Annotated in this window: 13 protein-coding genes; 6 read left to right on the plus strand and 7 right to left on the minus strand. The window is 65.7% G+C overall.

The window, feature by feature from the left end:
• Nucleotides 1–144: 144 nt before the first annotated feature.
• Nucleotides 145–1,608, minus strand: a complete 1,464-nt coding sequence (locus AC0V2Y_RS17755) for a cryptochrome/photolyase family protein (RefSeq protein ID WP_475416117.1) — start codon at nucleotides 1,606–1,608, stop codon at nucleotides 145–147.
• 386 nt (nucleotides 1,609–1,994) lie between these two features.
• Between AC0V2Y_RS17755 and AC0V2Y_RS17760 the strand changes: the two genes are divergently transcribed.
• The 6 genes from AC0V2Y_RS17760 to AC0V2Y_RS17785 all read left to right on the plus strand — a co-directional run bounded on the left by AC0V2Y_RS17760 (nucleotide 1,995) and on the right by AC0V2Y_RS17785 (nucleotide 6,735).
• Entirely contained in the window at nucleotides 1,995–2,597 is a 603-nt protein-coding gene (locus tag AC0V2Y_RS17760) for a YqgE/AlgH family protein (RefSeq protein WP_034746689.1), read from the plus strand.
• 11 nt (nucleotides 2,598–2,608) lie between these two features.
• Nucleotides 2,609–2,992, plus strand: a complete 384-nt coding sequence (gene ruvX / locus AC0V2Y_RS17765; protein WP_077409280.1) for a Holliday junction resolvase RuvX — start codon at nucleotides 2,609–2,611, stop codon at nucleotides 2,990–2,992.
• A gap of 39 nt (nucleotides 2,993–3,031) precedes the next feature.
• Nucleotides 3,032–3,556, plus strand: a complete 525-nt coding sequence (gene pyrR, locus AC0V2Y_RS17770; RefSeq protein WP_034746692.1) for a bifunctional pyr operon transcriptional regulator/uracil phosphoribosyltransferase PyrR — start codon at nucleotides 3,032–3,034, stop codon at nucleotides 3,554–3,556.
• The gene (locus AC0V2Y_RS17775; RefSeq protein ID WP_034746695.1) at nucleotides 3,549–4,514 is read left to right on the plus strand and encodes an aspartate carbamoyltransferase catalytic subunit; all 966 of its coding nucleotides are present in this window, start codon (nucleotides 3,549–3,551) and stop codon (nucleotides 4,512–4,514) included. The genes pyrR and AC0V2Y_RS17775 overlap by 8 nt, the downstream gene beginning before the upstream one ends.
• 24 nt (nucleotides 4,515–4,538) lie before the next feature.
• Complete coding sequence (locus AC0V2Y_RS17780) at nucleotides 4,539–5,840, plus strand: dihydroorotase (RefSeq protein WP_475416118.1); 1,302 nt, start codon at nucleotides 4,539–4,541, stop codon at nucleotides 5,838–5,840.
• A gap of 148 nt (nucleotides 5,841–5,988) precedes the next feature.
• Nucleotides 5,989–6,735, plus strand: coding sequence for a lysophospholipid acyltransferase family protein (locus tag AC0V2Y_RS17785; RefSeq protein ID WP_475416119.1), 747 nt, complete (start codon nucleotides 5,989–5,991; stop codon nucleotides 6,733–6,735).
• On the opposite strand, the gene AC0V2Y_RS17790 is transcribed toward AC0V2Y_RS17785, so the two are convergent.
• From AC0V2Y_RS17790 to AC0V2Y_RS17815, 6 genes are all read right to left on the minus strand, one after another.
• Nucleotides 6,732–7,496, minus strand: coding sequence for an ABC transporter permease (locus AC0V2Y_RS17790; protein WP_475416120.1), 765 nt, complete (start codon nucleotides 7,494–7,496; stop codon nucleotides 6,732–6,734). The two genes, AC0V2Y_RS17785 and AC0V2Y_RS17790, sit on opposite strands and share 4 nt — an antisense overlap.
• Before the next feature lie 2 nt (nucleotides 7,497–7,498).
• Nucleotides 7,499–8,743, minus strand: coding sequence for an ABC transporter substrate-binding protein (locus tag AC0V2Y_RS17795; protein ID WP_475416121.1), 1,245 nt, complete (start codon nucleotides 8,741–8,743; stop codon nucleotides 7,499–7,501).
• A gap of 17 nt (nucleotides 8,744–8,760) precedes the next feature.
• Nucleotides 8,761–9,555: an ABC transporter ATP-binding protein gene (locus AC0V2Y_RS17800; RefSeq protein ID WP_475416122.1), complete on the minus strand. Its 795-nt coding sequence runs from the start codon at nucleotides 9,553–9,555 to the stop codon at nucleotides 8,761–8,763.
• Complete coding sequence (locus tag AC0V2Y_RS17805; protein ID WP_475416123.1) at nucleotides 9,552–10,634, minus strand: acyl-CoA dehydrogenase family protein; 1,083 nt, start codon at nucleotides 10,632–10,634, stop codon at nucleotides 9,552–9,554. The genes AC0V2Y_RS17800 and AC0V2Y_RS17805 overlap by 4 nt, the downstream gene beginning before the upstream one ends.
• A 1-nt stretch (nucleotide 10,635) precedes the next feature.
• Complete coding sequence (locus tag AC0V2Y_RS17810; RefSeq protein WP_475416124.1) at nucleotides 10,636–11,190, minus strand: carboxymuconolactone decarboxylase family protein; 555 nt, start codon at nucleotides 11,188–11,190, stop codon at nucleotides 10,636–10,638.
• A gap of 129 nt (nucleotides 11,191–11,319) precedes the next feature.
• Complete coding sequence (locus tag AC0V2Y_RS17815; RefSeq protein WP_475416125.1) at nucleotides 11,320–12,240, minus strand: AraC family transcriptional regulator; 921 nt, start codon at nucleotides 12,238–12,240, stop codon at nucleotides 11,320–11,322.
• Between the last annotated feature and the right edge of the window lie 8 nt (nucleotides 12,241–12,248).

Below are 12,248 nucleotides of genomic sequence, written 5' to 3' on the forward strand. Positions count from 1 at the left end.
CAAGCGCTAACGATGTTGTCGGATTACGCGGGGCCTTGCCCCGCTAATCCGACCTACGCTCTTGCACGATGGCGCATGTCGGGTAGGTCGGGTTAGCGCGCAGCGCGTAACCCGACATCACCGCAATGCCAATCAATTACCTGCTTACCCCGCCACCTTCACCACCGCATAGCGCTCCAGGGTCTCCTTGCGCGCCTCATCGTGCTGCACGATGGGTTCCGGATAGTCGCGTCCCAGCACGATGTTCTTTTGCTCGAGCAGCATGCGCGGCACCAGCCAGGGCGCGTGGATTTCCTTGTCGCCCAGCGCCTTCAGTTGCGGCAGGTAGCGGCGGATGAAGCGCCCGCCCGCGTCGAATTTTTCCGACTGCGTGATGGGATTGAAGATGCGGAAGTAGGGCTGGGCGTCGCAGCCGGACGAGGACGCCCACTGCCAGCCGCCGTTGTTCGACGCCAGGTCGAAGTCGTTCAGGTGCAGCGCGAAATACGCTTCGCCGCGGCGCCAGTCGATGCCCAGATCCTTGATCAGAAAGCAGGCCGTGACCATGCGCAGACGGTTGTGCATATAGCCCGTCTGGTTCAGCTGCGCCATGGCCGCGTCGACCAGCGGATAGCCGGTGCGGCCCTCGCACCAGGCGGCAAAGGCGGCATCGGCGTCGGGGCCCGTCTCCCAGGCGATGGCGTCGTAGGCCGGTTTGAAGGCGCCGCCTTCCACGTGCGGGTTCTGGTACAAAATCATGGCGTAGAAATCGCGCCAGATCAGTTCGGCCAGCCACACGGGCGCGCCATCGCCGCCGCCGCCCCGGTCCATCAGGTCGACCACGGTGCGCACCAGATAGCGCAGTGACACGGTGCCGAAGCGCAGATGCATGGACAGGTAGGACGGCCCCTTCAGGGCGGGAAAATCGCGCGCCACGTCATAGCGGGCCACGCGCGGCAAAAAATCCTCGAACAGCGTGCTGGCGCCCGACATGCCGGTGGGAATGGCCAGTGCGGCCAGGTTGCTTGCTTCAAACCCCAGCTCGCCCAAGGTGGGCAGGGGCGCCGGCGTGCCATTGCGCGGCGGCGCCAGGCTGGCCGCATGCGGTTCGATAGCGAACGGCGTCAGGCAGCCGGGTTCGGCGCGCATTTTCTTCAGCCAGGCATTCTTGTACGGCGTGTAGACGGTGTACGGCTTGGCCGACAGCGTCAGCACCTCGTCCTTCTCAAAGATGACCTGGTCCTTGAAGCTGAACCACAGGCGCGCGTCGCGCGTGAGCGCGGCGGCCACGGTGGCGTCGCGGGCGATCGCTTGCGGTTCGTAGTCGTGGTTGGCAAAGACGGCGTCGGCGTTCAATTCGGCGGCCAGGCGCGGGATGGCCTCGGCCGCGTCCGCGTGCAGCACGATCAGGTCGCCGCCCAGCTGGCGCAGCTCATGGGCCAGCTCGGCTACGCTGGCATGGATGAAGTCGACCCGCCGGTCGCGGCGCGGCAGCGTTGCCAGGATGGCGGTGTCGTAGACGAAGACGCAATGCACGGCCTGGCTCTGGCGCAGGGCGTGATGCAGTGCAGCATGGTCAAACGCGCGCAGATCGCGCCGGAACCACACCAGGGAAGTCTTGATTCTCATTATTTCGCGTGTTCAGGGTCAAAGATAGGCGATTTTTTGCCGCCAACAGGGCTTTATGGCCGCTCGCGTCGTGCCTTTGGCGTCGCTGCGGCGGCAATTCAGTGTAAACTACCGGGTATGTTCATGGTGCTTTATGTGCGACAGCGATTTTGCAATCAATTTTACAATTGGCATTGACATGCGTCTGCAGGCATAGCGAATTGACCATTAATTTACAACATAACAAGAATAGCGCCTGGTAACACGGTGCGCGCCGCCCAGGATGTGCGGCCGCTTGCGCCAGGCGTACGATAGCGGGGTAAGCGAGACTTGCCAGCAAGCCCACAGAGAGAGCATCGCGTATGAAAAAGAGTAAAATCGACCAGACTCTACCAGGACATCGCCTGATGCAGGGTGTGGGAGAGCCGGCCGCGACCGGTTCCTCCACCTTGAATCTGGCCAACCATTTCCTGATTGCGATGCCGGCCATGCAAGACCCGATCTTCGGCGGCACGGTCGTGTACGTGTGCGAACACAATGAAAACGGCGTGCTGGGCGTCGTCATCAACAAGCCCACCGACATGACCATGGAAGTGCTGTTCGACCGCATCGACCTGAAACTGGCGGCCGGCAGCGACACGCCCATCATCAACGAGCCGATCATGTTCGGCGGCCCGGTGCAGGACGACCGCGGTTTCGTGCTGCATACGCCGGGCGCGCGCTATTCCTCGTCGCTGACGGTGACCGATGAAGTGGCCTTTACCACCTCGATCGACGTGCTCGAAGCCGTCGCCAAGGGCGATGGTCCCGAGCGCATGCTCGTCTCGATCGGCTACTCGGGCTGGAGCCCGGGCCAGCTGGAAGACGAGATCGGCCGCAACGGCTGGCTGACGGTGGGCGCCTCGGCCGACATCCTGTTCGATTTCCCCATCGAACAGCGCTACGTGGCGGCCATCAAGCTGCTGGGCATCGATCCCCTGATGCTGGCCAGCGAGGCTGGCCACGCATGAGCGGTGACGCCATCGACACCATCCTCGCCTTCGATTTCGGCTTGAAACGCATCGGCGTGGCCATCGGCAATACCATGATTTGCCAGGCCAAGCCGCTCAGCGTGATCACGGCCACGGCGAACGAGCCGAAGTTTGCCGCCATCGATAGCCTGATCAGGGAGTGGGGCGCCAGCCGCATCGTGGTGGGCTTGCCCAGCCACCCGGACGGCACGGAGCACGAGATGAGCGCGCGCTGCCGCCGTTTCGCCAACCAGGTGCATGGCCGCTTCAACCTGCCGGTGGAACTGGTCGACGAACGTTACTCCTCGGCCGTCATCGCCGCCAGGCGCGGCGAAGTCATCGACGACCGCGCCGCCGCCATCATCCTGCAACAGTATTTCGACGCGAATTATTAATCTGACCCTAGACTTCCTCCCTGAATGATCAAGAACTCTATGCCGCATCCTACGAATCCTTCCCAACTCGACGCCGAGGCCCTGTACGGGGTCTTGCTGCAACAGGTGCAGAGCGGCCTGGCGGGCATCCCCAACGTGGCCATCGTCGGCATCCATTCGGGCGGCGCCTGGCTGGCCGAGCGCCTGGCGCGCGACCTGAACCTGCTTGACCGCCTGGGCGTGCTCGACGTGTCCTTCTACCGCGACGACTTCGCCCAGAAGGGCCTGCATGCGGACGTCAAGCCGACGCAGATCAGCTTTGACGTGGCCGGCGCCACCATCCTGCTGGTCGACGACGTGCTGTACACGGGCCGCACCACGCGCGCGGCCATCAATGAATTGTTCGATTATGGCCGCCCGGCCAAGATCATGCTGGCGGCCCTGGTCGACCGCGGCGAACGCCAGCTGCCGGTGGCCGCCGATTTCGTGGCCGCCTTCACTGCCGTGCCGCCGGGCCAGGCCCTGGTCCTGAAGCAAGCCGACGATGGAAAATTCACGCTCACCATAGATACCCACCATGCTTAATCCGCAACTGAATAAACACGGCGAACTGCAACATCTGCTGACGATCGAAGGCTTGCCGAAGTCTATCGTCAACCACATTCTCGATACCGCTTCCTCGTTCGTCGGCATCTCTGACCGCGACGTGAAGAAGGTGCCGCTGATGCGCGGCAAGAGCGTTTTCAACCTGTTCTTTGAAAACTCCACGCGCACCCGCACCACCTTCGAAATCGCCTCGAAGCGTTTGTCGGCCGACGTCATCAACCTGAATATCCAGGCCTCGTCGGCCAGCAAGGGCGAATCGCTGCTCGACACCATCGACAACCTGTCGGCCATGCATGCCGACATGTTCGTCGTGCGCCACGCGCAGTCGGGCGCGCCCTATCTGATTGCCAAGCACCTGATCGACACCAAACAGCCGCACGTCCACGTGGTCAACGCGGGCGACGGTCGCCACGCGCACCCGACCCAGGGCTTGCTCGACATGTACACGATCCGCCACTACAAGAAGGATTTCACCAACCTGACGGTGGCCATCGTGGGCGACATCCTGCACAGCCGCGTGGCGCGTTCCGACATCCATGCGCTGACCACCCTGGGCGTGCCGGAAGTGCGCGCCATCGGCCCGCACACCCTGCTGCCGGGCGGCCTGGAACAGATGGGCGTGCGCACCTTCACCAACATGGATGAAGGCTTGAAAGGCGTGGACGTGATCATCATGCTGCGCCTGCAGAATGAACGCATGAGCGGCGCGCTGCTGCCGTCGGCGCAGGAATACTTCAAGAGCTATGGCCTCACGCCCGAGCGCCTGGCGCTGGCGAAACCGGATGCCATCGTCATGCATCCGGGCCCGATGAACCGCGGCGTGGAAATCGATTCGGCCGTGGCCGACGGTCCGCAGGCGGTGATCCTGCCGCAGGTGACGTTCGGTATCGCCGTGCGCATGGCGGTGATGAGTATTTTGGCTGGTAATCAGGGCTGATAGCCCAAGGACGAGTAAGCGAGCATGACGACACTACATATCAAGAACGGCCACCTGATCGACCCTGCCAACGGCATCGATGGCTTGCAAGACCTGTTTATCGCCGACGGCAAGGTGCTGGCCGTGGGCAGCGCTCCGGCCGGCTTCACCGCCGACACCACGTTTGACGCGGCCGGCCTGGTGGTTTCCCCCGGCCTGGTCGACCTGTCCGCGCGCCTGCGCGAGCCGGGCTACGAATACAAGGCGACCCTGGAATCGGAACTGCAGGCGGCCCTCCAAGGCGGCGTCACGAGCCTGGTCTGCCCGCCCGACACCGATCCCGTGCTCGATGAGCCGGGCCTGGTGGAGATGCTGAAATACCGCGCCAAGACGCAGAACAAGGCCCACGTGCACCCGCTGGGCGCGCTGACCATGGGCTTGAAGGGTCAGTCGCTGACGGAAATGGCGGAACTGACGGAAGCGGGCTGCATCGGCTTCGCGCAGGCGGAAGAGCCGATCGAGGACACCACCGTGCTGCTGCGCGCCATGCAGTACGCGAACACCTTCGGCTACACGGTCTGGCTGCGCCCGCAAGACCCGCACATCGGCCGTGGCGGCATCGCCCACAGCGGTCCGCTGGCGTCGCGCCTGGGCTTGTCCGGCGTGCCCGTGATGTCCGAAACCATCGCGCTGCACACGATCTTTGAATTGATGCGCGCCAGCCGCGCGCGCGTGCACCTGTGCCGCATCTCGTCGGCGGCGGGCCTGGAACTGATCCGCGCTGCCAAGGCCGAAGGCTTGCCCGTCACTTGCGACGTGGGCGTGCACCATGTGCACCTGACGGACGCCGACATCGGCTTTTTCGACCCGAACGCCAGGGTCACGCCGCCGTTCCGCAGCCAGCGCGACCGCGATGCGATCCGCGCCGGCCTGCTCGACGGCACGGTCGACGCCATGTGCTCGGACCACACGCCCGTCGACGACGATGAAAAACTGCTGCCGTTCGGCGAAGCGTCGCCCGGCGCCACGGGCCTGGAACTGCTGCTGTCCTTGGCCCTGAAATGGGCCGACGACTACGCCTTGAACCAGCCGCAAGCGGGCGAGCGTCCGCTGGCGCGCGCCGTGGCCAAGGTCACGTCCGACGCGGCCCGTGTCGCCGGCATCCCGGCCGGCAGCCTGGCCGTGGGCGAAGCGGCCGACATCTGCGTCTTCGATCCCGCCGCGCGCTGGACCGTGTCGTCGGCCTCGCTGGCCAGCCAGGGCAAGCACACGCCTTTCCTCGGCTATGAGCTGAGCGGCATCGTCAAGGCGACCATCGTGGCCGGACGCGTGGCGTTTCAGCGTTAAATTTTTTGTGTCGGAGCCGTAGGTCGGATTAGCGGTACGCGTAATCCGACAAGCCCATGGCGGCTCCTGTCGGCTTACGCAGCGCCTCGCGGGCGCTGCCAAGCCGACCTACGCGGCTGCATGGCTTTGCTTCCAACCTTGGTGTCATTTGAAACTTCTGCTTACCTACCGCCTCGCGCGCATCGCCATTCACCTGAGCTGCGGCATGGCCAAGAGCGCCGTGCTCTTTCCCTGGCTGGACCTGGAAGGGCGCAACCGGCGCATCCGCCGCTGGTCGACGCAGCTGCTCGATATCTGCGGCGTGCACGTGGCGCAGCCGGCGGACTGCGTGCCGGCCCTCGACCATGCGATGGTGGTGGCGAACCACGTCTCGTGGCTCGACATCTTCGTCATCAATGCCGTCCACCCCTGCCGTTTCGTCGCCAAGGCGGAAATCCGCGCCTGGCCCATCCTGGGCTGGCTGGCGGGGCGCGCCGGCACCATCTTCATTTCGCGCGGCAGCAAGCGCGACCTGCGTCTGATCTTCCAGGGCCTGGTGGATAAATTGACGGCGGGCGAACGCATTGCGTTCTTCCCCGAAGGCACGACCGCCGCGCAAGGGCAGATCCTGCCGTTTCACGCCAACCTGTTCGAGGCGGCCATCGACGCGCAGGTGCCGGTGCAGCCGTTCGCGCTCGTGTATGTGGATGACAAGGGGGCGCTGCACCACGCCGTCGACTTCATCGGCGACATGAGCTTTGCGCAAAGCATGGTGGCGATCCTGAGCGGCCCGCCGATCACGGCGCGCCTGACCTGTCTGGCGCCAGTGGCGACGGCCGACGCGCACCGCCGCGAACTGGCGGCGGCAACGCAGGCGGCGGTGGCCGCTGCGCTGCCGCTGGAAAAGGCGGCCTAGTTCTTGACGTGCAGCCAGCGCGCATGCGCGGCGCGGGCCAGGTAGTCGAGGATAAAACCTAACATCCCGATCAGCACGATGGCGGCCATCAGTTCCGAATACGCCAAGCGGTCGCGCGTGTCGAGGATGAAGTAGCCGAGGCCGGCCGACACGCCCAGCATTTCCGCCGGCACCAGCACGATCCAGATGATGCCGATGGCCAGGCGCACGCCCGTCAGGATATCGGCCGTGATGCCCGGTAAAATCACCTTGAAGACGATTTCGCTGCGCGTGGCCGACAGGCTGCGCGCCAGCAGCAGCCAGTTCGGATCGAGCCGCGCCACGCCGGCCGCCGTATTGAGCAGGATGGGCCAGACGGCCGCAAACGCCAGCAGGAAGTATACGGGCGCGTCGCCCACCCCCAGCACCATCACGGCGATCGGCATCCAGGACAGCGGCGAAATCATGCGCAGCAGCTGGAACAGCGGCATGGCCGCGCCGGAAAAGCTTTTCGACATGGCCACCAGCACGCCCAGCGGCACACCGATGACGATCGCCAGTCCCAGGCCAACGGCCACCCTTTGCAGGCTCAATACCACGTGCAGCCAGATATCCGAACCGCCCAGCATCTCCTTGAACGCCAGCGCCGTGGGCAAGGGCGCAAAGGCGGTGGCGATCGGCGTGGATTTCTCCAGCGCCGTCACGCCCACGGACCACAACAGCAAGGCACAGGCCAGCCCCACCAGGGGCAGGCCGAACTTCGTCAACAACTTGCTTGCCATCGTCAGACCGCCACGGTTTCGCTGCGCAGCAGGTTGGCCGGCAAGCCGAAGGCGGCCGGGCCGCCGACTGCCGTGATGGCCTTGCGCACGAAGCGGTCATCGACCAGGTCGCGCGCGGCGAACTTCGGATCGAGATTCGCCAGGAAGCGCGTATCGCCTTCGACCTTGGTGCGGCCGATGGCGCGCACCAGTTCTTCCGTGTACGAGGCAAACGGATACGGCTGGAAGTCGATGCGGCGCTGCTGCCAGTTCTTGTGCACGATCAGGCCCTGCTTTTCATAGCCGGCGTAATCGGTGGTGGCCAGCACCTTGGTCAGCACCTGCAGCGGATGCGGCGTGTAGCGGTGCTCGCCCACGTTCGACAGCAGCTTGGCCGTGTCGACCTGGTTCGTGCGCGTCCACAGCTGCGCCTTGACGATGGCGTTGGTGACCTTTTGCGCCCATTCCGGACGCGTGTTGATGTCGCGCTCGGACAGGAAGGTGACGCAGCACGCATGATTTTTCCACACGTCGCCCGAGAAGCGCAGGATCTTGCCGATGCCGGCGTTTTCCGCCGCCGCATTGAATGGTTCTGCCACGATGTAGCCGGCAATCGACTTGCTGGCCAGGGCCGAGACCATTTCGGCCGGCGCCAGCACGATCAGGTTGACTTCATTCGGCTTGATGGCCGCGTTGCGCGCGCGCGTGACGGGCGTCAGGCCATTCGAGGACAGGATTTGCTGCAGCAGGATGTTGTGGATCGAGTACCAGAACGGGATGGCGACCGTGCGTCCGCCCAGGTCGGAGACCTTGTTGATCTCGTTGGCCACCGTCAGCGCGGAGCCGTTGACGTGGTTCCAGGCGACGACCTTGGCCGGGAACTTGGCGCCGTAGCGCACCCACAGGGTGGCCGGCGACAGCAGGTGGATGACGTTGACCTGGCCTGCCACGAAGGCTTCGATGATCTGCGCCCAGCTGCGGAACAGGCGCGGCGTTTCCGCCTGCAAGCCTTCCGCCTCGAACAGCTTGCGCGCGTGCGCGACGAGCAGCGGGGTGGCGTCGGTGATCGGCAGGTAGCCGATCTTGACGGGCTGGTCGTCGCCTTTCGGGCCTTGCTGGGCCATGGCGTCGCCGGCGAACAGCAGCGGCGAGGCGACGCTGGCCGTGGCCAGGGCCGACATGCGCAGGAAGTCGCGCCGCGTCAGGCCGCAGTCGCAATCGGACGAGGCGCAGATATGCAGGGGGTTGTTATTTTCTGGGAGGGACATGAAAGTGTTCCGATTGGTTATAGTGGGGCGAGGGCCGGCTGCTGGTCCTGCTTTTGCAGCGCCTGCAGGGCGTCGAGAATGTCCATCTTGAGGGCGATCACCTCGGCGCTGTGGCCGATGCGCGGCTGGGCGATGGCGACGGGCCATTCGCGCACGATGTTGCCCGGCTTGCCGCCCATGAGCAGGATGCGGTCGGCGACGAGGATGGCTTCGTCGATATCGTGCGTGACCAGCAGCACGGCCGTGTGCCAGCGGTGCACCACGTCGACCAGCAGCGACTGCATCTCGGCGCGGGTGATGGCGTCGAGCGCGGAAAACGGTTCGTCGGCGAACAGCAGTTCCGGTTCGCGCGCCAGCGCGCGGGCCAGCGCCACGCGCTGCGCCATGCCGCCCGACAGCGCGGATGGATACAGTTTTTCGCGGCCCTTCAGGCCCACCGCTTCGATGGCTTGCGCCACGCGCGCCTGGTGCGCCGCGCGCGTCAGCTGCGGCTGGTGCTTGAAGTCCAGGCCGAAGCCCGCGTTGCCCGTGACGTTCAGCCAGGGCAAAAGGCTCGCCTGCTGGAAGACGAGGGCGCTGCGCGGATCCGGTTCGCGCATGGGCGCGTCCAGGAATTGAATGGCGCCCGTCGATGGCGGCTGCAAGCCGGCCAGCACGCGCAGCAGGCTTGACTTGCCGCAGCCGCTGCCGCCCAGCAGGCAGACGATCTCGCGCTTGCGCACGCCCAGCGAGACGTGCTGGAAGACGGGCGCGGCGCCCGCATAGGAAAAGCTCAGATCCTGCGCCTGCAAGGCCCAATCCGCTACACTCATGCCGATACTCCCGCCTTGGCCGTCTGCTGGCTGTCGAACAGCTGCAAGGCTGATTGCAACTGCGTCAGGCTGGGGGTGACGATGGGGATGAACGACGATTCGCGCCAGCGGCGGGCAAAGCCCTGCTGCTCGGCGTTCAGGTAGGCGCGCCCGCCCATGGCTTGCAGTTCCAGCATCAGCGCCTGCTGCAGCACGTCGGCCAGCTGTATGCGCAAGCGGAACATGGCCGGCGCCTGCGTCTTGAAGCGGCCATCGTGCACGCCGGCCAGCAGGGTAGCGACGGCGCTTTCGAGGGTCGCTTGCAGCGCTTCGATGCGCGGCGTGAGCTGGTTGCGCGAGCCGGCCGAGATTTGCGCCGCCTGCGCCAGGCTGGCGCGCGCCAGGCCGATCGACAGGCCGCACTGCATGCCGAGGAACGATGGGCGCACCTGCGGCAGCCAGGCCGGCGCGTTGTCGCTGATGATGTCCGCGGCGGGGATGTGCACCTGCGCCAGCTTGACGGAAGCCGTATTGCTGCCGCGCAGGGCGATCAGGTCCAGGTCGTCGCTGCGCTTGACGCCCGCCGTGCCGCTGTCGAAGGCGACGATGACGGGCGGCGCGCCGTCGTCGGGCGCCACGGCGGCCGCCGCGACAAAGCCCGCCTTGCGCAGGTTGGTCACCCAGGCCAGGCCGCCGTCGACCAGCAAGCCGTCGCCGTGGCGCGCGCCCGTGATTTGCAGCTGTTCGATGCCGGACAAGAATTTCATCGCGTTCGACAAACCGCTGGCGCCTGCCTGCGTGCCGGCCAGCAGGCCGGGCAAGCGGCGCTCGGCCAGCGCGCGGTTTGCGCTTTGCAGCAGGAATTCGATGAAGCAGCGCTGGCCCCAGAAGACAAAGGCCGCCGTCACCGATTGCTCGGCCACCTTGGCGATGGCCTCGATGGCGTCGCGTACCTCGCCGCCCGCGCCGCCGTGTTCCTGCGGCACGCCGATGGCCAGCAGCTTGTCGCCGGCGAGGGCAGGCAAAACGGTTTCAGCCAGTTCCGGCGATTGGTCGAGCTGGTCGGCATGCATGTGCAGCCAGTGAGTGAGGTTCGCCATGTCAGACGGCGCCGGGCAGGTAGGGCGTCAATTGCGGATTGACGGGCGTGCCGGCCAGGCTGTTGGAGAAATTGCACAGGGTGGCCAGGCTGATGCCCAGCACGACTTCGAGCGCCTGCTGTTCGTTGTAGCCGGCGGCCAGGAAGGCTTGATAGTCGCTGTCGGCGACTGCGCCGCGCGTGGCGATGACGGCCGTGGCGAAGGCGGCGACGGCGTCGAGCTTCGCATCGCCCGTCGGCTGGCCGTGCTGCAGGGCGCGCACCGTGTCCGGTGTCTGGCCCGCTTTTTTCAGCGAGATGGCGCTATGGCCGGCGATGCAGAAATCGCAGCCATGGATGCGCGCGGCCGTGATCTGCACCACTTCGCGTTCCATTAACGTCAGGCTGGCGCGCGCATTGATGCCGGAGACGGTCAGATAGGTTTCCAGGGCCAGCGGGGCATTGGCCAGCACGCCGATCAGGTTGGGCAGGAAGCCATTGTTGGCGATGGCCTTTTCCACGAAGGGACGGCTGTCGGCCGGGGAGGTATCGAGAGTGTGCAGCGTCAGACGGGACATGGGGTACCTTGCTAAGTTAGTAAGTCACCCGGGCATTATATCGGCCATGACCTTCACGCAACAGACGTCAGCGTCGTCCTTTTGTGCTCGTTCGTCTGCGAATGTGTGATCCTTGATTCCGGCAGGCTCTTAGCTGGCCAGCTGGCGCAATCGCTGGTCGCGCCGGTAGGCGCCCGGCTGCTCGCCCGTGACCCGCTTGAAGGCGCGCGTAAAGGCGGCGTGCGAGCGGTAGCCCACCAGTTCGGCGGCGCGTTCGACGGAGACGCCGTCGTGCAGGCGCCGCGCGGCGATCTTCATGCGCAGCAGGAGCAGGAACTGGGCCGGCGAGTGGCCGCTGGCGCTGGCGAAATGCTTGCAGAAGCTGGCGCGCGACATGCAGGCCGCCTTGGCCATGTTCTCGATCGACCAGTCGTCGGCGGGGGCGTCGAGCATGCGTTCGAGCAGCGGGGAAAATGCGGGCTGGTGCAGCAGCGACAGCAGGCCGGCCGCCACCTGCTCGCCCTGCGCCACATGGCGGATCAGGTAGAAGAACAGCAGTTCAACCAGGCGCGCGATGAGCGGCGACGGCTGTTCCGGGTCGCCGCCGGCCTCCGCCAGGATCAGGTCGAACAGCGCGGCGGCGGCGCTGAAGGCGGGCGCGTCGCCGCGTATCAGCAGATACGGCGGAAACGAGTCGACGATCAGCGCGGAGAGGGCGCCGCGAAATTGAAAGAAGCCGCAGGCCAGCGCCGTCGCCGGCTGCTGCGTGGGCGTTTGCAGCGGCAGCATGGCTTGCGCGCTCACCGCCTGCAGCGGATCGCTGTGGGGACTGAGAAAGTGCGGCAAGTCGCGCAGCAGGAAGACGCCGTCGCGCGGGCCGAGCGCGATCGGCGCCGCGCCGTCGAGGTGCAAATAGCAGTGGCCATCGAGCACCAGGTGGAAGCTGCCCAGTTCCCGCCCCGCCGTGGAAGCGCGCCAGCGGCCGCAGTACTGGCCCACGTGCAGGACGGCGGTGTCGAGTTCCAGGCTGCCGAGCAGCCAGCGCGCCAGCTTGTCGGTATCAGGATGCATGGGATCGC

The sequence above is a fragment of the Janthinobacterium sp. BHSEK genome, assembly GCF_056174685.1.

Bases quoted from the DNA above. Each gene is read 5' to 3' on its own strand.
- AC0V2Y_RS17755 (WP_475416117.1), bottom strand. From the start codon at position 1,608: ATGAGAATCAAGACTTCCCTGGTGTGGTTCCGGCGCGATCTGCGCGCG.
- AC0V2Y_RS17760 (WP_034746689.1), top strand. From the start codon at position 1,995: ATGCAGGGTGTGGGAGAGCCGGCCGCGACCGGTTCCTCCACCTTGAAT.
- pyrR (WP_034746692.1), top strand. From the start codon at position 3,032: ATGCCGCATCCTACGAATCCTTCCCAACTCGACGCCGAGGCCCTGTAC.
- AC0V2Y_RS17775 (WP_034746695.1), top strand. From the start codon at position 3,549: ATGCTTAATCCGCAACTGAATAAACACGGCGAACTGCAACATCTGCTG.
- AC0V2Y_RS17780 (WP_475416118.1), top strand. From the start codon at position 4,539: ATGACGACACTACATATCAAGAACGGCCACCTGATCGACCCTGCCAAC.
- AC0V2Y_RS17790 (WP_475416120.1), bottom strand. From the start codon at position 7,496: ATGGCAAGCAAGTTGTTGACGAAGTTCGGCCTGCCCCTGGTGGGGCTG.
- AC0V2Y_RS17795 (WP_475416121.1), bottom strand. From the start codon at position 8,743: ATGTCCCTCCCAGAAAATAACAACCCCCTGCATATCTGCGCCTCGTCC.
- AC0V2Y_RS17800 (WP_475416122.1), bottom strand. From the start codon at position 9,555: ATGAGTGTAGCGGATTGGGCCTTGCAGGCGCAGGATCTGAGCTTTTCC.
- AC0V2Y_RS17805 (WP_475416123.1), bottom strand. From the start codon at position 10,634: ATGGCGAACCTCACTCACTGGCTGCACATGCATGCCGACCAGCTCGAC.
- AC0V2Y_RS17810 (WP_475416124.1), bottom strand. From the start codon at position 11,190: ATGTCCCGTCTGACGCTGCACACTCTCGATACCTCCCCGGCCGACAGC.
- AC0V2Y_RS17815 (WP_475416125.1), bottom strand. From the start codon at position 12,240: ATGCATCCTGATACCGACAAGCTGGCGCGCTGGCTGCTCGGCAGCCTG.